At 38.3% G+C, this 23988-nt stretch carries 21 protein-coding genes and 1 other annotated feature; of the genes, 19 read left to right on the top strand and 2 right to left on the bottom strand.

The window, feature by feature from the left end:
* Window positions 1-116: 116 nt before the first annotated feature.
* From BMY14_RS18750 to BMY14_RS18730, 5 genes are all read left to right on the top strand, one after another.
* Window positions 117-1508 (top strand): NAD(P)/FAD-dependent oxidoreductase, encoded by a 1392-nt coding sequence (locus tag BMY14_RS18750; RefSeq protein WP_091835301.1) that lies wholly within the window; start codon window positions 117-119, stop codon window positions 1506-1508.
* 372 nt (window positions 1509-1880) lie between these two features.
* Window positions 1881-3284, top strand: a complete 1404-nt coding sequence (locus BMY14_RS18745) for an ammonium transporter (protein ID WP_091835298.1) — start codon at window positions 1881-1883, stop codon at window positions 3282-3284.
* 145 nt (window positions 3285-3429) lie between these two features.
* The gene (locus BMY14_RS18740) at window positions 3430-3789 is read left to right on the top strand and encodes a P-II family nitrogen regulator (protein ID WP_019554893.1); all 360 of its coding nucleotides are present in this window, start codon (window positions 3430-3432) and stop codon (window positions 3787-3789) included.
* Window positions 3790-4020: 231 nt separating this feature from the next.
* Window positions 4021-4884 carry a response regulator gene (locus tag BMY14_RS18735; protein ID WP_091835295.1) on the top strand — a complete coding sequence of 288 codons (864 nt, stop codon included), beginning with the start codon at window positions 4021-4023 and terminating at the stop codon, window positions 4882-4884.
* 4 nt (window positions 4885-4888) lie between these two features.
* Window positions 4889-5347 (top strand): chemotaxis protein CheX, encoded by a 459-nt coding sequence (locus BMY14_RS18730; RefSeq protein ID WP_019554895.1) that lies wholly within the window; start codon window positions 4889-4891, stop codon window positions 5345-5347.
* Between the two features lie 204 nt (window positions 5348-5551).
* Here BMY14_RS18730 and BMY14_RS18725 read toward each other — a convergent pair whose 3' ends face one another.
* Together BMY14_RS18725 and BMY14_RS18720 are read right to left on the bottom strand one after the other, a co-directional pair.
* Window positions 5552-6727 carry an aminotransferase class I/II-fold pyridoxal phosphate-dependent enzyme gene (locus BMY14_RS18725; RefSeq protein WP_091835292.1) on the bottom strand — a complete coding sequence of 392 codons (1176 nt, stop codon included), beginning with the start codon at window positions 6725-6727 and terminating at the stop codon, window positions 5552-5554.
* Window positions 6724-7203 carry an Lrp/AsnC family transcriptional regulator gene (locus tag BMY14_RS18720; protein ID WP_019554898.1) on the bottom strand — a complete coding sequence of 160 codons (480 nt, stop codon included), beginning with the start codon at window positions 7201-7203 and terminating at the stop codon, window positions 6724-6726. The genes BMY14_RS18725 and BMY14_RS18720 overlap by 4 nt, the downstream gene beginning before the upstream one ends.
* A gap of 51 nt (window positions 7204-7254) precedes the next feature.
* Window positions 7255-7470 (bottom strand) — a binding site (T-box leader).
* 163 nt (window positions 7471-7633) lie between these two features.
* Here BMY14_RS18720 and BMY14_RS18715 point away from each other — a divergent pair.
* From BMY14_RS18715 to BMY14_RS18650, 14 genes are all read left to right on the top strand, one after another.
* Window positions 7634-8104 carry a NanQ anomerase/TabA/YiaL family protein gene (locus BMY14_RS18715; RefSeq protein WP_091835289.1) on the top strand — a complete coding sequence of 157 codons (471 nt, stop codon included), beginning with the start codon at window positions 7634-7636 and terminating at the stop codon, window positions 8102-8104.
* Window positions 8105-8155: 51 nt separating this feature from the next.
* Window positions 8156-8932, top strand: a complete 777-nt coding sequence (gene speD, locus BMY14_RS18710) for an adenosylmethionine decarboxylase (protein WP_019554900.1) — start codon at window positions 8156-8158, stop codon at window positions 8930-8932.
* A 44-nt stretch (window positions 8933-8976) separates the two neighbouring features.
* The gene (locus BMY14_RS18705) at window positions 8977-12759 is read left to right on the top strand and encodes a phosphoribosylformylglycinamidine synthase (protein ID WP_091835286.1); all 3783 of its coding nucleotides are present in this window, start codon (window positions 8977-8979) and stop codon (window positions 12757-12759) included.
* Between the two features lie 202 nt (window positions 12760-12961).
* Window positions 12962-14011 (top strand): ABC transporter ATP-binding protein, encoded by a 1050-nt coding sequence (locus BMY14_RS18700; protein ID WP_218144934.1) that lies wholly within the window; start codon window positions 12962-12964, stop codon window positions 14009-14011.
* Window positions 14011-14826: an ABC transporter permease gene (locus tag BMY14_RS18695; protein WP_091835283.1), complete on the top strand. Its 816-nt coding sequence runs from the start codon at window positions 14011-14013 to the stop codon at window positions 14824-14826. The genes BMY14_RS18700 and BMY14_RS18695 overlap by 1 nt, the downstream gene beginning before the upstream one ends.
* On the top strand, window positions 14826-15599 hold the full coding sequence (locus BMY14_RS18690; RefSeq protein ID WP_019554904.1) for an ABC transporter permease: 774 nt from the start codon (window positions 14826-14828) through the stop codon (window positions 15597-15599). Before BMY14_RS18695 ends, BMY14_RS18690 begins: the two co-directional genes overlap by 1 nt.
* Before the next feature lie 12 nt (window positions 15600-15611).
* Window positions 15612-16667, top strand: coding sequence for an ABC transporter substrate-binding protein (locus BMY14_RS18685; RefSeq protein ID WP_091835280.1), 1056 nt, complete (start codon window positions 15612-15614; stop codon window positions 16665-16667).
* 135 nt (window positions 16668-16802) lie between these two features.
* Entirely contained in the window at window positions 16803-17708 is a 906-nt protein-coding gene (locus BMY14_RS18680; RefSeq protein WP_091835277.1) for a DUF2156 domain-containing protein, read from the top strand.
* 219 nt (window positions 17709-17927) lie between these two features.
* On the top strand, window positions 17928-18371 hold the full coding sequence (locus BMY14_RS18675) for a YwiB family protein (RefSeq protein WP_091835274.1): 444 nt from the start codon (window positions 17928-17930) through the stop codon (window positions 18369-18371).
* Between the two features lie 27 nt (window positions 18372-18398).
* Window positions 18399-20054 (top strand): arginine--tRNA ligase, encoded by a 1656-nt coding sequence (argS, locus tag BMY14_RS18670; RefSeq protein WP_091835272.1) that lies wholly within the window; start codon window positions 18399-18401, stop codon window positions 20052-20054.
* Window positions 20055-20113: 59 nt separating this feature from the next.
* Complete coding sequence (gene rpoE / locus BMY14_RS18665) at window positions 20114-20446, top strand: DNA-directed RNA polymerase subunit delta (protein ID WP_019554909.1); 333 nt, start codon at window positions 20114-20116, stop codon at window positions 20444-20446.
* A gap of 141 nt (window positions 20447-20587) precedes the next feature.
* Window positions 20588-22201, top strand: a complete 1614-nt coding sequence (locus tag BMY14_RS18660; RefSeq protein ID WP_091835269.1) for a CTP synthase — start codon at window positions 20588-20590, stop codon at window positions 22199-22201.
* A 65-nt stretch (window positions 22202-22266) separates the two neighbouring features.
* The gene (gene sppA, locus BMY14_RS18655; RefSeq protein WP_091835266.1) at window positions 22267-23211 is read left to right on the top strand and encodes a signal peptide peptidase SppA; all 945 of its coding nucleotides are present in this window, start codon (window positions 22267-22269) and stop codon (window positions 23209-23211) included.
* Window positions 23205-23807 carry a YIP1 family protein gene (locus BMY14_RS18650; protein ID WP_091835263.1) on the top strand — a complete coding sequence of 201 codons (603 nt, stop codon included), beginning with the start codon at window positions 23205-23207 and terminating at the stop codon, window positions 23805-23807. Before sppA ends, BMY14_RS18650 begins: the two co-directional genes overlap by 7 nt.
* The last annotated feature ends 181 nt before the right edge of the window (window positions 23808-23988 follow it).

The raw sequence follows: 23988 nt of genomic DNA, 5'->3' as shown, positions 1-23988 counted from the left end.
AAGAAGTTTCATTCTTTGTCTAGGATTTTACAGGATTGTTGAGGCAAATTATGGATACGGCTTGTATTATACGATATAATACAAAGTGGAATGTGAAAAGCTAAGGGGTTGATAAAATGAAGCAGCATTATGATGTAGCAATTATTGGAGCTGGTCCTGCGGGAAGCTTTGCCGCCTATGAACTGATTACAAAAAATCCAACACTAAAAGTAGTTGTCATGGAAACTGGTAAAGACATTTATCATCGTAAATGTCCTATTGCTGAAAAAAAAGTAGAAACTTGTATTAATTGTAAACCTTGTAGTATTATGCGTGGCTTTGGCGGCGCCGGCGCGTATTCTGATGGAAAATATAATTTTACGACGAAGTTTGGCGGGTGGCTCAATGACTATTTGCCGGATGAGGAAGTTTTGGAATTGATTGATTACGTTGATCAAATTAATTTGCGCCATGGTGCACCAACAAAAGTTTTTAGCACAAAAAATAGTTCTTTAGGGCAAAAAGCGCTTGCTTATGATTTACATCTGCTCGATGCGCAAGTTCGTCATCTGGGAACGGAAAACAATCTCAAAATGCTGGAGCAAACGTATGAATATTTAAAGGATAAAGTTAAATTCCTATTTGAGTGCTCCGTTCATTCTTTTGAAAAAATGGATGGACAGTGTAAGGTAAAGCTTGAAACTGGTGACGTGATTGAAGCAACATATCTTATTGCGGCACCTGGACGCGCTGGATCAGAGTGGTTTACGGATGAATGCAAACGCTTAAAGCTTGAGCTTTTGAATAATCAAGTCGATGTAGGGGTGCGGGTTGAGGTACCGGCTGAAGTATTTAATCATATTACGGATGAGGTGTATGAAGCAAAGCTTGTTTATCGCACGAAACAATATGGCGATCTTGTGAGGACATTCTGTATGAATCCTAAAGGTCATGTGGTGATGGAAAATACAGATGGCATCATGACGGTTAACGGTCATTCCTATAGTGATCCGAAACTACATAGTAAAAATACAAATTTTGCTTTATTGGTAAGCAATCGCTTTACCGAACCGTTTAATGAACCGCATCAATATGGAAAACGGATTGCATCCTTTTCAAATATGCTGGGCGGTGGTATTATTGTGCAGCGATTTGGTGATCTATTAAAAGGCCGACGGACGAATGAACATCGTTTGGGTAAAAGTTTTACGAAACCGACTTTAAAAGCAACGCCGGGTGATCTAAGTCTTGTTTTGCCAAAACGACATCTTGATAATATTATTGAAATGATTCAGGCTTTGAATCATATTGCACCGGGAACGGCGAATGATGATACGCTTCTTTATGGTGTTGAAGTTAAATTTTATAGTTCAAGATTAAAGCTTTCACCAGAACTTGAAACGAAGCTTAAAAATATTTTTGCAATTGGTGACGGTGCAGGCGTGACGCGGGGCCTGTCACAGGCTGGAGCCAGCGGCATTTATGTTGCCAGAACTATTTTGAAGCGCTTGGGAAAAAGCAATATATAACTTTTTTATAGTATGTTTTTCTATTGGCAGCTATTACTATTCATACTGCACATAGATTCCCATTACTTTTAGGATTAGTGCGTATACATGTATACAATTTTTTCTGATATTGACATTAAACCTTGATATGTATATAATAACAACATCAACAAAATGTTTTAGGCAATGAAGCCTTCGCAGAGATTTACTTTGAGGAGGCTTTTTCTGTTTTTGATCATTTTGCTGACAAAGGAGGAACTGGAATTTTAAATTTTATATTGGTCCGTTATAAAGACAAAGGCGTCTTGTTTTGTTAGATAATCGAAAGATTATGTGATGAAATAAGGCGTTTTTTCTTTTATTATTTTTTCAAAAAAGAAAGGGTGGTTTTAAATGAAGAAGATATGGTCGACGATATTAGCGACATTAATGTTGGTAGTTCTTATAGCTCCTGTTGCTTTGGCGGCAGACGATGCAGCAAAAGCAACAATTGATACAGGGGATACAGCTTGGGTACTTATTAGTGCTGCATTAGTTTTTGTTATGACACCAGGATTAGCGTTTTTTTATGGTGGTATGGTTCGAAGTAAAAATGTATTAGGAACGATTATGCAGAGTTTCTTTATTGTTGCACTTATTTCAGTTGAATGGATATTAATTGGTTATACAATGGCTTTTGGTACAGATGTTAATGGATTTATTGGTAATCTTGACAAAATTGGTCTGGCTGGTGTTGGACTTAATGTTTTAACAAATGGGACAATTCCCGAATTGGCATTTGTTGCTTTCCAATGTATGTTTGCGGTCATTACGCCGGCACTGATAACGGGGGCCTTTGCTGAACGTATGAGATTCCCGGCATTTGTTATGTTTATTCTTCTTTGGGCTATCTTTATTTATAATCCAATGGCACATTGGGTATGGGGCGGTGGTTTTCTTGCATCGCTGGGGGCTCTTGATTTTGCTGGCGGACTTGTTATTCATATTCTTTCAGGGGTATCAGGACTTACGATTTGTTTGATGCTTGGAAAAAGACGTGGCTATGGTAAATCACCGATGCTGCCACATCATTTACCAATGACAGTTCTTGGGGCTTCGCTGCTTTGGTTTGGCTGGTTTGGTTTTAATGCCGGCAGTGCGCTGGGCGCAAATGCACTGGCTGCCAATGCATTTGTTACAACACAAGCAGCAGCGGCTGCTGCAACGCTTTCCTGGGTAGTGGCTGAATGGTTTCATAATGGCAAACCGACGATTCTGGGTGCAGTCAGTGGCTGTATAGCTGGTTTGGTTGCCATTACACCGGCAGCTGGCTTTGTTGAACCGCTTCCAGCTGTTATTATTGGTTTAGTTGGCGGCGTTGTATGTTATTTTGCTGTTGCCATTGTTAAGGCAAAGCTTGGCTATGATGATTCATTAGATGCTTTTGGGGTTCATGGTATTGGTGGTACATGGGGTGCGATTGCTACTGGCCTTTGGGCGACTACTAAAGTGAATCCGGCTGGTGCGGATGGTTTATTTTACGGCAGTTCCGATCTTATTGTTGCACAGCTTATTTCGATTGTGGTTGCTTATGTACTTGCCATCGTTGGTTCTTTTGTGTTAATTAAGATTGTAGGTCTCTTTATGAAAGTTAGAGTAGATGAAGATGAAGAAGTTTCTGGTCTTGATTTATCCGAACATGGTGAAAGAGGGTATGCACAGTCTTTTGTTGCTGGTAGTTCTTTCTTTGATACGTCGGATGGTTCAGCTATGGCTATGCAGCAAAATTTGCATGCAGGAGAATCTGATATAAAATAAAGGATATAGATAAAGCTTTCGATCTTTTATATGGAGTGATCAATGGGAGGGGCATATCCCCTCCTTCTCTATATCTAAGTATTACTTAATTTTTAATTGGACTTCAATTCATAGTTTGCTATAATATAAAAAAGGAGTGGGGCATATGCGGAAATTGACTAAAATTGATATTGTTACAAGACCTAATAAGTTAGAAGAATTGAAAGAAGCTTTAAATGAAATTGGGGTTCAAGGCATGACTGTTAGTCAGGTATATGGATGTGGTTTGCAGAAAGGACACAAGGAAGTATATCGGGGGCGTGAATATTCTATTAATCTTGTACCAAAAGTGAAAATTGAAACGGTGATTTGCGAAGTTCCGGTGAAAGATGTTTTAGAAGCAGCGCAAAGAGTTTTAAAAACAGGAGAACCGGGGGACGGAAAAATTTTCATTTACGATGTAGAAAATGCTGTTCGTATCCGTACTGGTGAAGAAGGTGATAAAGCTATTATGGATGAAAAGTAATAGCTTCATCACCGTGTGCAGACACGAAAGAGGCTTTTTCAAAATAGATCTTGTAGAATCTATTTTGAGAGAGCTTCTTTTTCGTTGTTACTATCTTATCGTTCAAGCCATTTCGTTCTGTTTTGCTTTCTACTGAAAAAGACTGTTTCGATGCAGGAGTTTTTTGTGTAATGTTTAATTTTACATGTAAGTAGGCTAAGTAGGAATATAATTAGAAGAAGGTGAGTTTTAGTGGAAAAAATTCGGGTTCTGGTAGTTGATGATTCGAAAGTCAGCCGAATTATGATGGCAAGCGTGTTGTCAAGAACAACGTTTCAAATTTGTGATTATGCCAAAAACAGTATGGAGGCTGTAGAGAAATATCGTTCGCTAAATCCCGATGTTGTCACTATGGATATGAATTTACCGGATGGGGATGGCATTGAGTGCAGTCGGAAAATTTTAGAAATCAATCCCAATGCTAAAATTGTGATGATTAGTGCAATGAAAGATGCAAGTTTGATGATGCGTGGCCGTAATGTGGGGATCAATTCTTTTTTACAAAAACCAATTAATGCGAATGAATTGATTGATACTTTACAGATGGTTTGCCAATCAACCGAAAATTCAATAGATGTACTCAGAGAATCCTATGTAAAGCCATTTATAAAAGTCTTGCAGAAAAATTTATTTAGTTTGGCGGGACTGCATAGTAAAGTTGATCTTGAGCTGGATAAAGATGATTTTCTCGATGTGAACGGTATTGCCGTCATTATTGGTTTGACGGGTGTTCCAATGGGGCGTGCTATCTTGCATATGGATACACAAACGATGAATCGATATTCGAAAATCATGCTGGGGATGGGTGAAGAAGAAGATTTGTCGGAAGAGGAGGCGAGTGACAGCGTGGAAGAATCAGCGAATATCATTGTTGGGCGAAGTGTATCAATGATTAATGATATTTGCAAAGATAAAGAAATGCGCATTACTCCCCCGGGAACGATTTGTGGACATAGAATCCGTATTGTGAATCCTAAGCTTACTTCGTTTAATATTACAGCGAGTACACGCTTAGGTGATTTCAAAATGAATATTGGTTTTGCGGAGGGAGAATAGGAAAATGGATGCAAAATTTGTAAACCCGTTTATAGATGCTTTTATGACGGTGATGCCGCAAATCGGTTTTCAAGATATTACCAGAAAAAAGGTATCCGTGAAGGATAAATCAGCACAAAGTTTGGGTGTAACAGTATTAGTTGGTTTTACAAAACAGATTCGCGGTAATGTTGCTTATAATATGTCAGAAGAAACAGCAAAGTACATTGCCTCCACAATGATGATGGGAATGCCCGTCGATGAATTCAATGATATGGCACAAAGTGCTATATCAGAGCTGTCAAATATGCTTACGGCCAATGCTGCGACGAATTTGGCAACACTGGGGTATGATGTTGATATCTCTACACCGAGTTTATCAGTTGGTCATAATTTTGTGGTCAAAATCAGTAGTGAACAGTATTTAGCAATTGATATGGATTTAAGCGGACATCGGATCGAAATCAATATATCCTTGCAATAGATACTGTTTTATAAAATTTATGGTGAATGAAAATGAAGTGTTCTAAATGAGAGTGCTCTTCGTCAGGATCAGCTGAGCGTGGATGCTCGCGATGAGATTTCACAAGTCAAAGTGAGGTTAAAAAATTTAAAGTTTAAATGCGGTAAATAAATAAGGAGCTGAACGAAAGCTGTTCAGCTCCACTGCTAGTTTTTTGTAGTCTATTTATCGATATACATGATTTTTAAGAAAGTTTTCAATCCGTACGAGTGCCTCGGAAATTTTGGGTACAGAGGTAGCATATGAACAGCGAATAAAACCTTCGCCGCAATCCCCAAACGCATTGCCTGGAACGAGTGCTACGCGCTCAGCTCGCAGTAGGTTTTCCGCAAATTCTTCAGAAGTCAGACCTGTATTTTTTATACAGGGGAAAATATAAAAGGCACCTTTTGGCTCAAAACATTCAAGTCCGATTTTTCGCATTCCATCTAAAATCAAAAGGCGGCGCTTATCATATTCTGAAACCATCTTTTTCATGTATTTTTCACCATGTTTTAGGGCTTCAATCGCAGCGATTTGTGCGGTGATCGGTGCACAAAGTATGGTGTATTGATGAATTTTTGTCATCGCTGAGATGATGACTGGATTGGCAAGAGCATAACCAATCCGCCAGCCAGTCATAGCATAAGCTTTCGAAAAACCATTGAGTAAGATTGTTCGGTCTTTCATTTTATCGAGTGATGCAAAGCAGGTATGTTTTGTATTTGCGTAAATGAGATTGCAATAGATTTCATCGGAAATTACGATTAAATCATGTTTTTCAGCAAAATTAGCAATTTTTTCTAGTGTTTCATAATCCATAACAGCACCCGTTGGATTATTTGGATAACCAATTAAAAGTACTTTTGTTTTTGGTGTAACATAGTCTGTGAGTTCTTCGGCTGTTATACGGAATTCATTTTCAATTTTTGTTGGTACACTGATGACTTTGCCTCCTGCAAGGGTGACACAGGCTTTATATGAAACATAACATGGTTCAGGAATCAGAACTTCATCGCCCGGGGCTAAAACAGCACGCATGGCAATGTCGAGTGCTTCACTTACTCCCACTGTCACAAGAACTTCTTTTTTTGGATCATAGGTTATTTGGTGTTCGCGTTCAATGAGACTCGTTATTTCCTGGCGTAGTTCAAGCAGACCGCGATTTGATGTATAGGATGTATAACCTTGTTCAAGACCATAAACGCAGCTTTCACGGATTGACCAGGGGGTTACAAAATCGGGTTCACCAACACCAAGTGAAATGACATCTTCCATTTCAGCTGCAATATCAAAGAATTTACGTATGCCTGATGGTGCAATTGCATTGACGGCTGGTGATATGCGGTTTTTCCAGTTCATGGTGTGACCACCAGTCTGCGATCACATTCTTGATCATCAATAATGGAACCGTCTTTTTTATACGGTTTGAGCATGAAATGGCTGCGGGTGCTCGTGATACCTTCAATAGTAGCCAGTCGTGTAGAGACGAAATTGGAGATATCTTTAAGGGATTTGCCCTCAATAATTACCAGAAGATCGAAACTACCAGACATAAGATAGAGTGAGCGGACTTCATCAAAACGATAAATTCGTTCGGCAATGGCATCAAAACCGACTTCACGCTGCGGTGTTACATTGACTTCAATGATTGAGGTGACCATATCGTCACCAAACTTTTCCCAGTTGATCAGAGTATTGTAGTTTAAGATTACGTTGTCTTTTTCTAGTTGTTTGATTTGTTGCTCAACTTCATATTCTGATCGATGCAGCATGGCCGCCAATTCATTCACTGGTCTTCGTGCATCATGTTCTAATAGTTCTAATAATTCTCGCATGTTTTTCACTCCTTGTATTTTATAAATAAATGAAAAAAGCCCTCATCCTATAAAAAGGACGAGGACTGTTGTTCCCGTGGTACCACCTTAGTTAGCTATAAAGCTCACTTAACAGCCGTTAACGCCGGCATACGGTAAGGCCTACTTAAGAGTTGTTCAGCCCACCACTCCTGGACAGCTTTCCAAATTTAATCTTGACGATTCACACCAACTATCGTCTCTCTGAAAAAGAATTTAAATTTGTACTTCTCCAATCATTGCGTATATTTGTATATTTGTATAAAATAATACCATAGGCGGAAATACTATTCAACAATATTTTAAAAATATTATAGCTATATAAGTTGCATTAAATATTTTATATGGCAGCCTAATAGGCTGGATATCATTTATTTAATACATTATATATAATAAAAAAGGGGTTGTTTTCATGATCATTGGACACATTGAAAATTTTGAAGAAGAACTGTACCCATATCCAGAAGCGATAAAAAAAGCCATGAGATTCTTAAAAGAAAATGATTGTGCGGCGATGGAACCGGGAACTTATGAAATTGATGGAAAACGAATTTATGCGATGGTGCAAAAGTATCAAACTCGTGCTGTCAAAGATTGTCGCGCCGAGACGCATGCGAAATATATTGATATTCAATATGTTGCCAAGGGACAAGAATATATGGGCTGGTGTCCACTCACGTCACTTATTACGGTTGAAGAAGATTGTCTGGCGGAAAAAGATGCAATTTTTTATAAGAATTTAATTCCGGAAAGTGATCTGCTTTTAGAAGAAGGGGTATATGCAATTTTGTATCCGCAGGATGTCCATCGACCTTGCTCTTGCGTAGAAAAACCTGAATCTGTAATAAAAGTAGTAATTAAAATTGCAGTTGACGTATTATAGAATTATAATAGAGAAATAAAAGTTTATGAAATAAATAGTAAGGTGGAGTAAATGGAAAGCACAAACAGGCTAAAACTTTATGGTTTTAATAATTTAACAAAAACATTGAGCTTTAATATGTATGATATTTGTTATGCAAAAACGGCAGAACATAAGCAAGAATATATCGAGTATATCGATGAAGAGTACAATGCCGAGCGCTTAACGAACATTTTGACAGAGGTTGCTAATATTATTGGTGCAAATATCTTAAATATCGCCAAACAGGATTATGACCCCCAGGGAGCGAGTGTGACAATGCTGATTTCTGAAGGTCCGGTCGAAACAGGCGATGTGGTCTGCCATCTTGATAAAAGCCATATTACAGTGCATACGTATCCGGAAAGTCATCCGGATCAGGGGATAACGACTTTTCGAGCCGATATTGATGTTTCGACATGTGGCGAAATATCACCACTTAAGGCATTAAATTATTTATTGAAATCATTTTGTTCTGATATTGTTATGGCAGATTATCGTGTACGAGGTTTTACACGTGATGTGAATGGGAAAAAATATTTTATTGACCATAAAATTAATTCGATTCAGAACTTTATTGAGCCGAACACCCGTAATCAATATCAGATGATAGATGTTAATGTATATCAGGAACATATTTTCCATACAAAGATGTTACTCCGGGAGTTTGATCTTGATAATTATCTTTTTGGTACACCAAAACAGGAATTATTAAATGGTGAAAAGAAAAAAATCAAGCAGCGTTTAAAAAAAGAAATGGCAGAAATATTTTATGGCCGTAACATGCCAAAGGTTAAAGGAACCATATAAAAAAGGATTTTACTGCAAGCGAAGAGTTGGAGGATTATGAATTAATGAGTGTAAAAAGAATTTATGTAGAAAAACGTCAAGGGTTTTTCGATATACCGGCACAGGCATTGTGCGCTGATTTACAGGAAAGTTTTGGCCTTGACCGGTTAAAAGCAGTACGCATCATCCAACGTTACGATATTGAAGGTCTTAGCGATGATGAATACATGAAGGCCCGAAATCTTGTTTTTTCTGAACCAACGGTAGATGTCGTCTATGATGAAATATTACCTGAATTTACCAATTCACGCATGTTTGCGGTAGAATATTTACCAGGCCAATATGATCAACGGGCGGATTCGGCAGCACAATGTGTGCAGCTTATTACGCAAAAAGAGCGCCCTGTTATTACGACAGCAAAAGTAATCATACTTGTAGGATCAATTGATGATGATGCTTTTGTAAAAATCAAAGACTATTGTATCAATGCAGTAGAAAGTCGCGAGGCCGTGCTGAGCAAACCAGCAACTTTGAATTTACAAGCGGATATTCCAGCTGATGTCGAAATTTTGACCGGCTTTATCAAAAAAACGGATCTGGATCTTCAAAAATTTATGGATGAACATGGGTTTGCGATGAGTTTTGAAGATCTCAAGTTTTGTCAAACGTATTTTCGTAATACGGAAAAGCGTGATCCAAGCATAAGTGAAATTAAAGTTATTGATACGTATTGGTCTGATCATTGTCGTCATACGACTTTTATGACGAAAGTTGAGGCAGTCGATATTGAGGCAGGGTATTTTGCTGAACCAATAAAAGCAGCCTATCAACAATATTTGGCAGATCGTGAGTCTGTATATGGTGCGAAAGAGCGTGACATCACACTTATGGATATTGCTGTAATCGGCATGAAACAGCTGCGTAAAATGGGGAAATTAGCAGATCTTGATGTCTCGGAAGAAATCAATGCCTGCAGTATTGTTGTGAATGCGGATGTTGATGGAAAAAACGAAGATTGGCTGGTTATGTTTAAAAATGAAACTCATAATCATCCAACTGAAATTGAACCATTTGGCGGAGCTGCAACTTGCCTGGGCGGTGCAATTCGTGATCCGCTTTCAGGGCGTTCCTATGTTTATCAGGCAATGCGTGTAACTGGGGCGGCTGATCCAAGAAAAGCTATTTCGGAAACAATGCCAGGTAAACTGCCGCAAAAGAAAATTACCTTAGGTGCGGCCAATGGCTACAGTTCTTATGGCAATCAGATTGGACTCGCCACAGGGCAGGTCAGTGAAGTTTATCATGAGGATTTTGTTGCTAAACGTTTGGAAGTAGGGGCTGTTATTGCCGCTGCACCAAAATGCAATGTAATTCGTGAAGTTCCAAATCCTGGTGACGTGATTGTTTTGGTCGGCGGTAAGACTGGTCGTGATGGTTGCGGCGGAGCCACTGGTTCATCCAAAGAACATACTCAGGATTCACTCAAATTATGTGGTGCTGAAGTTCAAAAGGGGAATGCACCAACCGAACGTAAAATTCAACGGTTGTTTAGAAATCCTAAAGTAAGCACATTGATAAAACGCTGTAATGATTTTGGTGCGGGTGGTGTTGCAGTAGCAATTGGCGAATTAACGGACGGACTTGTCATTAATCTGGATCAAGTACAAAAAAAATATGATGGTCTTGATGGCACTGAACTGGCGATTTCAGAGTCACAGGAACGTATGGCCGTGGTGCTTAAAGCGGAAAATGTTAAAACGTTTATTGCTTATGCTGATGCGGAAAACCTGGAAGCTACGGTTGTAGCCAATGTAACCGACGATGCAAGACTTATGATGTTATGGCGTGGCAAAGCAATTGTGAATTTAAGCCGTGCTTTTTTAAATACGAATGGTGTAAAGCAACATATCAATATAAAAATTAATCTGCCGGATGAAACAAAAAATTATTTTAAACAAAGTTATGAATCCTTGCTTGATGGAAACGTTGATGTCGAAAAAATTTGGCTGGACAATTTAAAAGATCTTAACGTGTGCAGTCAAAAAGGGCTGGCTGAACGTTTTGATTCTACCATTGGTGCCAATACGGTTCTTATGCCATTTGGCGGGCAGTATCAATTGACTCCTGCTGAAGGTATGGTAGCAAAATTACCGGTTATGTCTGGCGAAACGACAACAGCGACGGCTATGACATATGGTTTTAATCCACATTTAATGGCGTGGAGCCCATTTCATGGTTCTGTTTATGCAGTGGTTGAAGCTGTAACAAAAATGGTTGCATTAGGCGGAAGTTATGATAAGATTCGTTTAACGCTGCAGGAATACTTTGAAAGTCTTGGTAAAGATAGTGTTAAATGGGGAAAACCATTCAGTGCATTATTAGGTGCTTTGCAAGTTCAGCATGCATTTGGTATTCCGGCTATCGGTGGGAAGGATTCAATGTCGGGTACATTTATGGATATCAGTGTACCACCTTCTTTGATTGCTTTTGCAGTTGATATTCTAAAGGCCCAAGAAGCCGTTTCACCAGAATTTAAAAACGTTGGCAGCAAGATTTATATTGTGCCGGCAGTGCGGGACGCTTATGATCTACCAGATTTTGCAGGATTGAAGCATAATTTTTCCTGCATTAGCGCCTTGAGTAAAAAAGACAAAATTTTGTCAGCTCATAGTGTACGCAATGGCGGTGTCGCAGCAGCTATCAGCAAAATGACATTAGGAAATCGTATTGGTTTTGAATTCACACCGAAAGTAACGAATGATACTTTGTTTGCTTGTGACTATGGTACAGTAATTCTTGAACTTACACTGGATGCAAATCCGGAAAAATCGCTTGAAGGTACAGGTTATTATGAACTCGGGACGACGATTGAATTACCAAATATCATTTGTGGTGACAGTATTATTAGTATTGCAAAAGTAGAAAAGGCTTTTATGGGGACCTTGGAAAAAATATTCCCGACTAAAACGAAAGAAAATGCCAATGCAAAACGTATTAAGTCTGTATTTTATAAAGTTGGCAATAAGGTATCTCGTCAAGATTCTTATGCAAAACCGCGTATTTTTATTCCGGTATTCCCGGGGACGAATTGTGAATATGATACAGTAAAAGCTTTTGAAAAGGCCGGCGGTCAAGCTGAAACACTTGTTATTCGCAATTTGACGGCAACTGCGGTAGAGGAATCTGTTGAAGCTATCGTTAAAGGTATCAAGCAGTCGCAGATTGTTATGCTGCCAGGTGGTTTTAGCGGGGGGGATGAACCAGATGGTTCCGGTAAATTTATTGCAGCAATGTTCCGTAATCCGCGCATAGCAGAAGCAGTTATGAATTTATTAAAAAGAAGAGACGGACTTATGCTGGGGATTTGCAATGGGTTTCAGGCTCTAATTAAATTAGGGCTCGTTCCATATGGTGAAATCACGGATTTAACGATTGATACCCCGACCCTTACCCATAATCAGATTGGGCGCCATATTTCGTGTATGGTCAATACAAAAGTTGTATCGAACCTTTCTCCTTGGTTCAATAATGTTCAAGTGGAAGATGTACACACGATTGCCGTATCTCATGGTGAAGGCCGCTTTGTAGCATCACCGGATATTGTGGCAAAACTTCGTGCCAACGGACAGATTGCTACGCAATACGTTGATTTTACAGGAAATCCAGCCCTGACGATACCTTTTAATCCGAACGGATCAACCGAAGCTATTGAAGGAATTACAAGCCCGGACGGACGTATTCTAGGTAAGATGGGGCATTCTGAGCGAATCGGTAATGGTGTCTGTATGAATATTCCGGGTCAAAAAGACCAAAAACTTTTTGAAGCTGGGGTAAAATATTATAAATAAGTTATAATCTGTATATTCTTTTATACAGCCAGCCTAACTTGGTTTCGATTTTTTTTAGAAACAGGTAGTTATGATATTGGGGAATATTGTGACTACCTGTTTTTCTATTGACTTTAATTGTAAAATATGATTTATTTAGGTGGATAAAGATTTCTGGATTGTATCACTACCGAGTTTCTAAGCGAAAGGGCAGATTATAAAATTGGAAAAAAAAGTACTTATTAAGATGGATCACATTAGTAAATCATTTGAAAATAATAAAATATTAAATGATATTACTCTGCATGTCAGAAAAAATGAATTTTTAACATTGCTGGGGCCGAGTGGTTGTGGAAAGACGACCATGCTCCGCATTTTGGCCGGATTTGAGCAAGCTGAACAAGGCAGTGTGTTTTTTGCTGATACAGATATAAGTCTATGGCCGCCTTATAAACGAAAAATCAATACCGTATTTCAGAAATATGCTCTGTTTCCACACATGAATGTCTTTGAAAATATAGCTTTTGGTCTTAAAATTCAAAAAGTTCATCAAAAAGAGATAACAAATCGTGTAATGGATATGCTGGCGTTGGTTAATTTATCAGGCTTTGAACATCGTAGTATTGATTCTTTAAGTGGCGGACAACAGCAGCGTATTGCAATTGCACGGGCGTTGATCAATGAGCCTGAAGTTTTGTTGCTGGATGAACCATTAGGTGCACTTGATTTGAAATTACGGCGTGAGATGCAAAGCGAACTTAAAAAAATTCAGATGCGTTTAGGAATCACTTTTATTTATGTAACACATGATCAAGAAGAGGCATTGACGATGAGCGATACCATTGTTGTAATGAATAATGGTACAATACAACAGATTGGCCGACCGGAAGATATTTATAATGAACCGAAAAATGCCTTTGTTGCAGATTTCATAGGTGATAGCAATATTCTGCCTGGACGAATGATCGCCGATTATCGAAGTTTTTTTGCCGGACATGAATTTCCCTGTGTTGACAGTGGTTTTTCGATAAATGAAATGGTAGATATTGTTGTTCGTCCGGAAGATATACAGGTTGTAAGCACAGCACAGGGGATGTTTACAGCTGTTGTACAGACTGTTACCTTTAAAGGAGTATATTATGAGATGGCAGCCACGATGGACGATGGTTACAGCTGGTTGATTCATAGTACCAAAATGGCAATGCCTCAAACTGAAATTGGACTTTGCATTGGTCCGGATGAGATCCATGTAATGAAGCAGGTGCAGAGCTGATGGGGAAAAAATGGCTTACGTATCCATATCATATCTGGATGGCTCTTTTTACGGTTATCCCTTTAGCTTTGATTGTTTTTTTCGCGTTTACTTCGCCAACAGGAGAATTTACACTTACTGCAATGCAGCGCGTAGTTGATCCAATTTATCTGGGAGTTTTTTGGCATTCAATTTATTTGGCAGGACTCAGTACAATCCTTTGTTTTCTGATTGGCTATCCGATGGCAATGATTCTTGTTGGTACGAAACTAAAATATCGTTCCATGTTGGTCTTAATGATTGTAATTCCCATGTGGATGAATTTTCTTTTGCGCACCTACGCCTGGATGACATTACTTGAGCGGAAAGGTCTTATTAATATCATACTTACTTCGCTGCATTTACCTGTCGTTAATATTTTATATACAGATTATGCGGTGGTGCTGGGTATGGTATATAATTTCTTGCCTTTTATGATTTTGCCAATTTATTCTGTTTTGATGAAAATGGATAAAAATCTCATTGAAGCGGCTGAGGATCTAGGGGCTTCGCGCTGGCAGGCTTTTATAAAGATTACGTTTCCTTTGAGTTTGCCTGGGGTTTATGCGGGAATTCTCATGGTTTTCATGCCGGCCGTTACGACCTTTGTTATTTCAAGGCTTTTGGGTGGAGGGCAATATACACTGATTGGAAATTTAATTGAGGAACAATTTTTAGCAGTAGGAGATTGGAACTTTGGTTCAGCTCTTTCTGTATTTATGCTTGTTCTAATTTTATTAAGCTTGGGCTTTATGTCGCGGTATGAAAAAGAAAATGAAGGGGGGATGTTTTTTTGATGAACCTTATCAAAAAACTTTATGCGGGCAGTATATATCTTTTCCTTTATGCACCGATTGTAGTTTTAATTGTTTTCTCGTTCAATGATTCAAAATCGCGAGGAAGCTGGGATGGTTTTACGTTACGCTGGTACGCGGAGCTTTTCCATAATAGTGAAATTTTAAATGCATTGTATTATACAATATCGATTGCTGTACTTGCTTCACTACTAGCCACAATCATCGGGACTGTGGCAGCTTTGGCAATTTATTATCACATGAAGCCTTTTCAAAAAAATATTGTGATGAATCTTACCTATCTGCCAGTACTGAACCCCGATATCGTTACAGGTATTTCACTTATGCTCCTTTTTATTTTTGTGAAGTTTGAACTGGGTTTTTTCTCACTACTGTTAGCACATATCGTTTTTAATGTTCCTTACGTTGTTTTAGCGGTTTTGCCAAAATTAAAGCAATTTAACCATAGCCTTTACGAAGCGGCCCTTGATCTTGGCGCAACACCGCGCGTGGCATTTCGTAAAATCGTTTTTCCAGAGATCATGCCAGGTATTATAACTGGTTTGTTATTTGCGTTCACTTTATCGATTGATGATTTTGTTATTAGTTTTTTCACAACAGGATCGGGTGTTAATAATCTTTCCATCTTGATTTATTCGATGGCACGGCGAGGTATTCATCCAACGATTAACGCTTTATCGACGTTGTTGTTTGGTGCCGTTTTATTGTTATTGCTTATCGTTAATAAAAGAATTACCAAAACAGAAATGAATTAGGAGGCTATAAATTTGAACAAAATCGTAAAATTTTTAATGATATCTGCATTGTGCTTGGTGATAGGAGTTATGCTTGTTGGCTGCGGCGGGGAAAAGACAGTTCAGCGGGAATTGAAAGTTTATAATTGGGGAGACTATATTGATCCGGTTGTTTTAGAGGATTTCGAAAAAGAAACCGGGATACATGTTGTTTATGATACCTTTGCAACGAATGAAGATATGTATGTAAAAGTCAAATCGGGCGGTAGTGATTATGATGTTGTCATTCCATCGGACTATATGATTAAACGCATGATCAATGAAGGACTTTTGGAGAAAATTGATTTTTCGAAGGTGCCGAATTATAAAAATGTTGATGCTAAATTTAAAAATTTACCATTTGATAGTCAAAATGAGTATTCCGTGCCTTATATGTGGGGGACTGTAGGCATTGTTTATAATAAAAAAATGGTCACAGATCCTGTTGACAGCTGGAGTATCTTATGGAATGAAAAATATAAAAAACAGATATTAATGCTGGATAGCCCACGCGATTCAATCGGTATTACGCTTAAAATGCTAGGTTATTCCTTAAATACAAGTGATCCTGAGCAGCTAAAACAAGCCAAAGAGAAACTCATTGAGCAAAAACCACTTGTATTGGCTTATGTGGTCGATGAAGTCAAAGACAAAATGATTGCGGGCGAAGCTGCCATGGCTGTCGTTTGGTCAGGGGATGCTATGTTTATTAAGGATAAAAACCCTGATATTGAATATGCTATTCCACAAGAAGGTACGAATTTATGGTTTGATTCGATTGTGATTCCGAAAGGCGCAAAACACAAAGCTGAAGCGGAAGAATTTATCAATTATTTGGCACGACCGGAAGTATCCCAGAAAAATGCTGAATATATTGGCTATGCAACACCACTGCCAAAAGCGCAAGCACAGCTGGCGGAATCGATACAAACGGATTTAGCAGCATATCCATCAGATGAGATACTGAAAAATACCGAAGTGTTTGATGATTTAGCAAAAAATATCGCCGCATATGATCGTGTTTGGACGGAAATTAAAGCAGCAAGATAAAAGAAGCATCTTTTTAAAAATATATTTCTATTTCTTACAAATCCGATAAAAATAATAAGAATTAATTGCTCTTATGGAGAATTATTGTTATAATTAATAACTGATAGTCGATTTTGTTTATTAGTTTCCAAAGGAGTGATTAAAATTAATTTTCAAGCATTAGAAAAAGAAGATAAACAGGCAGTAGATGCTTTCTTTAAAGATAGATATTATGAGAATTCTCATTTTAATTTTACCAATCTTTTTATGTGGCGCAGTGCTTATAACATTATGTGGACCATTCAGGATGATGTTTTGTATATGAAAGCAGAATGGGATGGTAAAGAATTTGCTTTGCAGCCTTTTGGCCCAGCTGACAAGATGCAGCTGGCAATTAAAAACTGGCTTGATTATTTTGCTCGTACAGGGGGGGATTTCTCCATGTATGGTATTGAAAAAAAGATGGTCGATGAATTCATCGCTTATGATGAGGCCGCATTTAACATTGAAGCAGATCGTGATAATTTTGATTATGTGTATAGTAGTGAGGATCTCATTACTTTAGCTGGTCGCAAATATCATTCGAAAAAAAATCATTTAAATAGTTTTCGTAAAACATATCCCAATGCGGAATATATGCCCATTACTGAAGATATTATGCTGGAATGTAAACTCAATATCAATAGCTGGTACAAAAAACATAGCCAGGAAAATCCGGATGATCCATTTATTGCGGCAGAACGCAATGCAATCATTGAAGTGCTTAATAATTTTGTTGAATTTGGTCTTAAGGGTGGGGCTATTATGCTGGATAAACGTGTGGTAGCGTTTACGTTTGGTGAACAACTCAATGAAGATACCGCTGTTATCCATGTTGAAAAAGCAGATCCTGAAATACGGGGTGCTTATCCAGCTATCAATCAAAGTTTTATTCAAAATGCCTGGGCTGATATGAAATATATCAACCGAGAAGAAGACATGGGATTAGAGGGTTTACGTAAAGCAAAAGAAAGTTATAAACCAGTTAAACTCATTGAAAAATTCAATGTTCAATTAAAATAGACAACAAGAGAAAAGTATAAGATAAAATATATAGATTATTTTATCTTATACTTTTTGTATTTTCTTTATAAATTGTCCGTTTTTCTTTGAATTTTTGGTCAGTTTGTTATAAAATAGTAGGAGTATGTTTTTTTATAAGAAAATTTGGTTAGTTGTTGGCAATCCTCAGTTGGTAAGATATAATATTCTATAGTGTATTTTTAAGGAGTAATTGAGTGGATGAATAAAGTAGTTGTTACTGTGGTTGGGTCACAGAAAGATGCAACTGGTACGGAAAGTCGAATTGAACTGGTATCAGAAGGCAAACATTATTATAAAAACGGCATCAATTATGTCTTATACAGTGACAGTGAACTCAGTGGTGTGCAGGGAACATCAACACTTTTGAAAATTGGTGACGACCATATGACATTGATACGTAAAGGTGATGTCATGCAGGAACAATATTTTGCCAGGGCCTATGAAAGTACGGGAATTTATAAAACTCCTTATGGTAATTTGAGTTTGTCTGTTAAAACAAACGATATAAACATTAAGTATGGATCCGTGTCAGGAACCGTTATTATTGATTATGCATTGTCGATGGAAGGTCAATGGCAGAGTGATAACCTTTTGCACATTGAAATTTGCGCCGATAAAAAAGAAAAGAACCAATTGAATTAGACAAATGCAGGGGAGGATTTTTTTGTTTTGGATATTAAAAGTTTATTGATGCAGTCAATTGCAAATGCAGCACAGCAAGCAATGACAGAGGGTGTTTTTCAGATAGAAACATTGCCTGACATCATTTTAGAAGTACCACCCAAAAAAGAATTTGGTGATTTTGCGACGAATTTTGCCATGCAGTCAGCAAAAACTGCAAAAATGAATCCAAGAAAAATTGCCGAAGCAATTATAGAAAGAATGAGCGAACCTTGGCTGGAAAAAACAGAAATTGCGGGTCCAGGGTTTATTAATTTTTATTTGAAAGCCAATATTATTTATGATCAATTGGCTGGAATAATTGCCGCGGGTCGAGATTATGGAAATTTACCGAAAAAGAATGCAGCCAAAATACAGGTTGAATATGTGAGTGCTAACCCGACAGGACCGTTACATGTCGGTCATGGACGTGGCGCTGCTGCTGGCAGTGCACTGGTCAATCTGCTGCGGGCAGCGGGATATGAAGTTTCCAGCGAATATTATATCAATGATGCGGGAAATCAAATTGACAATTTAGCGGCTTCAGTGAATGCTCGTTATTTAGAATTATTTGATCAAACGGTAGAATTCCCTGAAAATGGATATCATGGACAGGATATTATTGATACGGCAAAACGCATTATCAAAAAAGATGGAGAGTTATATTTAAAAATGGCAGAAACAGAACGTCTGACAATTTTTAAAGAACTTGCTTTAAAAGAAAAACTTGCAGCACTTAAAGAAGATTTGGCAGCTTTTAATGTGAATTTTGATGTGTGGTTCAGCGAGCGCTCGCTTCATCCAGACGATGTAAAAACTGCTTGTCAGGTTTTACAGGAAAATGGAAATATCTACGAAAAAGATGGAGCGTTATGGCTCAAATCTACAGCGTATGGTGATGATAAAGATCGTGTTGTGATTCGTGATAATGGCATTCCAACCTATTTGGCAGCTGATATTGCTTATCATCGCAATAAATTTGAACGCGGTTTTGATACTTTGATCAATATTTGGGGTGCGGATCATCATGGTTATATTTGTCGGGTGAAAGCCGCTATTGAAGCTATGGGCTATAAGCCTGATCATTTGGAAGTACTGCTTTTGCAAATGGTTAGTCTGTACCGCGATGGCGAACTTGTCAAGATGTCTAAACGTACTGGGCAGAGCGTAACACTTGCCGAACTCATTGAAGAAGTCGGCACGGATGCAGCACGGTTCTTTTTTATTATGCGTTCCTTAGACAGCCAGCTTGATTTTGATCTCGATTTGGCAAAATCAAAATCAAGCGAAAATCCGGTTTATTATATTCAGTATGCACATGCACGTATCCGCAGTATTTTCCGTCAAGCACAAGAAGCTGGAATTGCCAAGGCCAATCAGCCTAAACTTTCACTGCTTACCGATGAATCGGAATTAGCTCTCATTAAAAAAATGGCAGCTTATGGAGAAGAAATTGAATACGCTGCCCAAGAAAGAGCACCACATCGTATTGCTCGTTATGTGCATGAACTCGCAAGCGAGTTTCACAGCTTTTATAATAGATGTCGAATCATGGGTGTGGATCAGGATCTGGCTCAGGCCAGACTGGCTCTTGTGGGTGCAGTAGCAAATGTTATTTGTCATGCGCTGGCAATGCTGGGTGTAAGTGCACCAGAAAAAATGTAAGTTATAGAGAAAGTCTTTGCAGCTTTAGTTTGTTTTTAATTTGAGAGGGGTTATTAGTTTTGGATTTTTTAACTAGTTCAGAAGTTGATGTAGCATATTTTACATTAACACAAGCCGGGGAACCTATGTATTATAAAGATTTAGTGATGGATGTAATCGAAAAAAAACATAAGCCAATTCAGTCGTTATCCGGTGCTATCTCAGAAGTTTATACACTGATTAATATGGATAGTCGTTTCCATTATGCGGGTAAAAGCATGTGGGGCCTTACTGAATGGAATCCTCCAGAAGTGAAGCGTACGCATTCGACTACCTCAGCTGGGACAAAACCAAAACCACCAAGTAAACGTCGCGAAAAATTGCTTGAAGGTATTCAGGCAGATAATGAATAAACAAAATTGATCTGAATCATGCTTGACTATAAAGGGTAAAGAGGATACAATAGTGGACATGTGTTTTCAAGAAACGTAAGCAAATTTTGCAGATATTTTCGAGAGAAATAACGCAGGGACAGTTAATAGGAGGATTTTCGCATGGCAAAATATATTTTTGTTACTGGTGGGGTTGTGTCTTCACTCGGTAAAGGGATCACTGCAGCTTCTTTGGGCCGATTATTGAAAAGTCGTGGTATTAAGGTAACAATTCAGAAGTTTGATCCATATATCAATATTGATCCGGGAACCATGAGTCCATATCAGCATGGAGAAGTTTTTGTTACAGATGATGGAGCTGAAACGGATTTAGACTTAGGGCATTATGAACGGTTTATTGATATTAATTTGACAAAGGGTTCTAACATTACAGCAGGAAAAGTATATTGGTCGGTACTTACGAAAGAACGTAAAGGCGACTATCTGGGCAGTACCGTGCAAGTCATTCCTCATATTACAAATGAAATAAAACAGCGTGTTTATGATGTTGCAGCAGCAGATGGCGCGGATGTTGTTATTACTGAAATCGGTGGGACTGTCGGTGATATTGAAAGTCTGCCGTTTATGGAAGCTATTCGTCAAGTGAAAAAAGAAGTTGGCAAAAATGATGTTTTGTATATCCATGTTACATTGGTACCTTATATTGCAGCAGCAGGAGAACTTAAAACAAAACCAACGCAGCACAGTGTTAAGGAATTACGTGCTATAGGGATTCAGCCAGATATCTTGGTTTGTCGTACGGAAAAAGAAATTTCGACAGATATGAAAGAAAAATTAGCACTGTTTTGTGATGTGGATGTTAACGCAGTCATTCAAAATAAAACCGCTGCGACGATTTATGAAGTTCCTTTGATGATGCAAAAAGAAGGTTTGGATAAAATCGTTTTGGAAAAGCTCAATATGGATTACAGCCCAGCTAACATGGTTGAATGGGAAAAAATGGTTTATAAAATCAATAATCCTGCAAAAAAAATCAAAGTGGCTGTAGTTGGTAAATATGTTGAGCTACCAGATGCTTATATATCTGTTACGGAAGCACTGCATCATGCTGGTATTACGAATGATACGGAAGTAAAAATCCACTGGGTCAATGCTGAACAGATTGAAGCTGAAGATACTGACTTGGATGAAGTTTTTGTGGGATGTCGCGGTATTCTAGTGCCAGGGGGATTTGGGGATCGGGGTGTGGAAGGCAAGATTTTGGCCATCCAGTATGCACGTGAACACAAAATTCCATTTTTAGGTCTTTGTTTAGGTATGCAGTGTGCCGTTATTGAATTTGCCCGTCACGTCTGTGGGATGAGAGAAGCACATAGCACAGAATTCAATCGAGAAACCAAATATCCTGTGATTGACTTGATGTCATCACAGCAAAATGTTGAAAAAAAAGGTGGAACGATGCGTTTAGGAGCATATCCTTGCAAGGTATTGAAAGATACGCATACCTATACTGCATATGAATCCGAACTTATTCATGAACGGCATCGTCATCGTTTCGAATTTAATAATGTATATCGTAAACAGCTTTCTGAAGCTGGTCTTATCGTGGCCGGAACGTTGCCGGATGATAGCCTTGTTGAAATTGTTGAAATCAAGGGTCATCCTTGGTTTGTGGCATCACAGTTTCATCCAGAGCTAAAATCCCGTCCGAATAATCCACATCCATTATTTAGAGAATTTGTTAAAGCAGCTTTAATTAATTCCGAAATACGATAAAAATAAAAAAACTGTTGGCTTTGTCCAACAGTTTTTTTATAAAATTAATTTTAGGTGGTGTTTTTATGAGCAAGAAAAAAATTATGATCATTTTTATCGGGATTGTATGTGTGTCATTTTTGGCGTTGATTTTTATATCAACCCATAAAAAATCCACTCAGAACAATTTTTCGAGTGCTGATAAAATTGCTGTCATTCATGTCGATGGCGTTATCACGAGCAGTCATACGACGAGTTCTATTTTGTCTGAGGGAAACGGCGGTACCGATCAGCTGATTAAAGATTTGCATGCAGCAGCGGAGGATACAAGTGTCAAAGCGATCGTAATGCGCATCAATAGCCCAGGCGGTGCCGTTACAGCGACAGAAGAAGTCGGCGAAGAAATGAATAAGATTCGAGACAATGGCAAACCGATTGTTGTTTCAATGGGGGATACAGCAGCATCCGGTGCTTACTGGTTGTCAGCTTGTGCTGATAAAGTGTATGCAAATCCGACAACGGTAACAGGCAGCATAGGTGTATATATGCCATATTCAAATTGGGAAGAACTGTACCAAAAAATTGGTATTCGTCAGGATAAAATAAAAAGCGGCATTCACAAAGATATTTTATCGAGTGATCGTCCCATGACGCCTGAGGAACATCAAATGCTGCAAGCAATTGTCGATGAACTTTATAATGGCTTTGTTGATGTTGTGGCAAAGGGCCGGCATATGGATCGTGAGCGCGTAAAACAATTGGCTGATGGTCGTATCTATACTGGTAAACAGGCCAAAGAATTGGGACTCGTTGATGAACTGGGTAATTATTATGACGCCTTAGATGGTACAGCCGCAATGGTTGGTATTTCTGGCAAACCACAAATTAAGGAATTTGGTAAAGATAATCCACTTTCATTATTATTTTCGGCCAATAGTAAGGAAAATTTATTAAAAGAGCTATTTTCAGGCTTAACAGCTGATACAGCTTTGAAATCTATCGCACCGCAAGCAATGCCGGAGAAATGGTAGGTAATAATATGGGATCTTTATTAGAAACAATGTATGATTTGCTTTTAAAACCTCAAAAAGCCATGCCTGAGATTATGCAGACGAAATCTTTGAAACAGAGTTTGCTGGTAGTTTTGTTTTGCACAATGTTAACGACTTGGGGAGGACTTACTACAGGGCTTTTTAGTGGAACTTCACAAATAATAATTGTCTTTTTTGATATGATTGGCAGTCTGTTTATTTGGGGTGCAGCAGCTGCAATTTGGCACTTGTTTGCTGAACTTACGGGTGGATGTGGTCAGATTAAACAGTTGCTCAAGCTTTTAGGCTTTATTTATTTTATTGATGTTTTATTGATGCCGATTTATTTAGTGGCAGCGGTAACTTCATCAGCAGGAATTGTTGTTGTTGCAACGATATTGGTATGGATTTGGAAAGGGGTTCTTTCTATTTTTGTCCTTAAAGCAGTCTATGGTATGTCTGGTGCAAAAGCAGTATTGGTATTTTTCTTACCATTTCTGATATTTGTAGGAATTTTTTTGTGCTCGATGCTTTTGGCTGGATCATTAATGATGACAATGTTTAATGAACTCATGGTGAATCCACCGCAAATTTAATATTGTGAAAAATCGGGACATATTTTAGGTGTAAGGCTTAAAGTATGTCCTCTTATGTTTTTACAATCAGCAGTCTTTTTCTATTTATACTTCATTCGGTAAGGGGTATTTTATGTAGGCAGGATTTTGCCTTGGTTTGGCGAAATATGACATAAGAACCTATACCTGAGGAATGAGGTGA

It is taken from the genome of Propionispira arboris, from assembly GCF_900109225.1.
Classification (GTDB): Bacteria; Bacillota; Negativicutes; order Selenomonadales; family Selenomonadaceae; genus Propionispira; species Propionispira arboris.
Note: the sequence above shows the minus strand (reverse complement) of the source record. Positions and strands in the feature narration are given on the sequence as shown.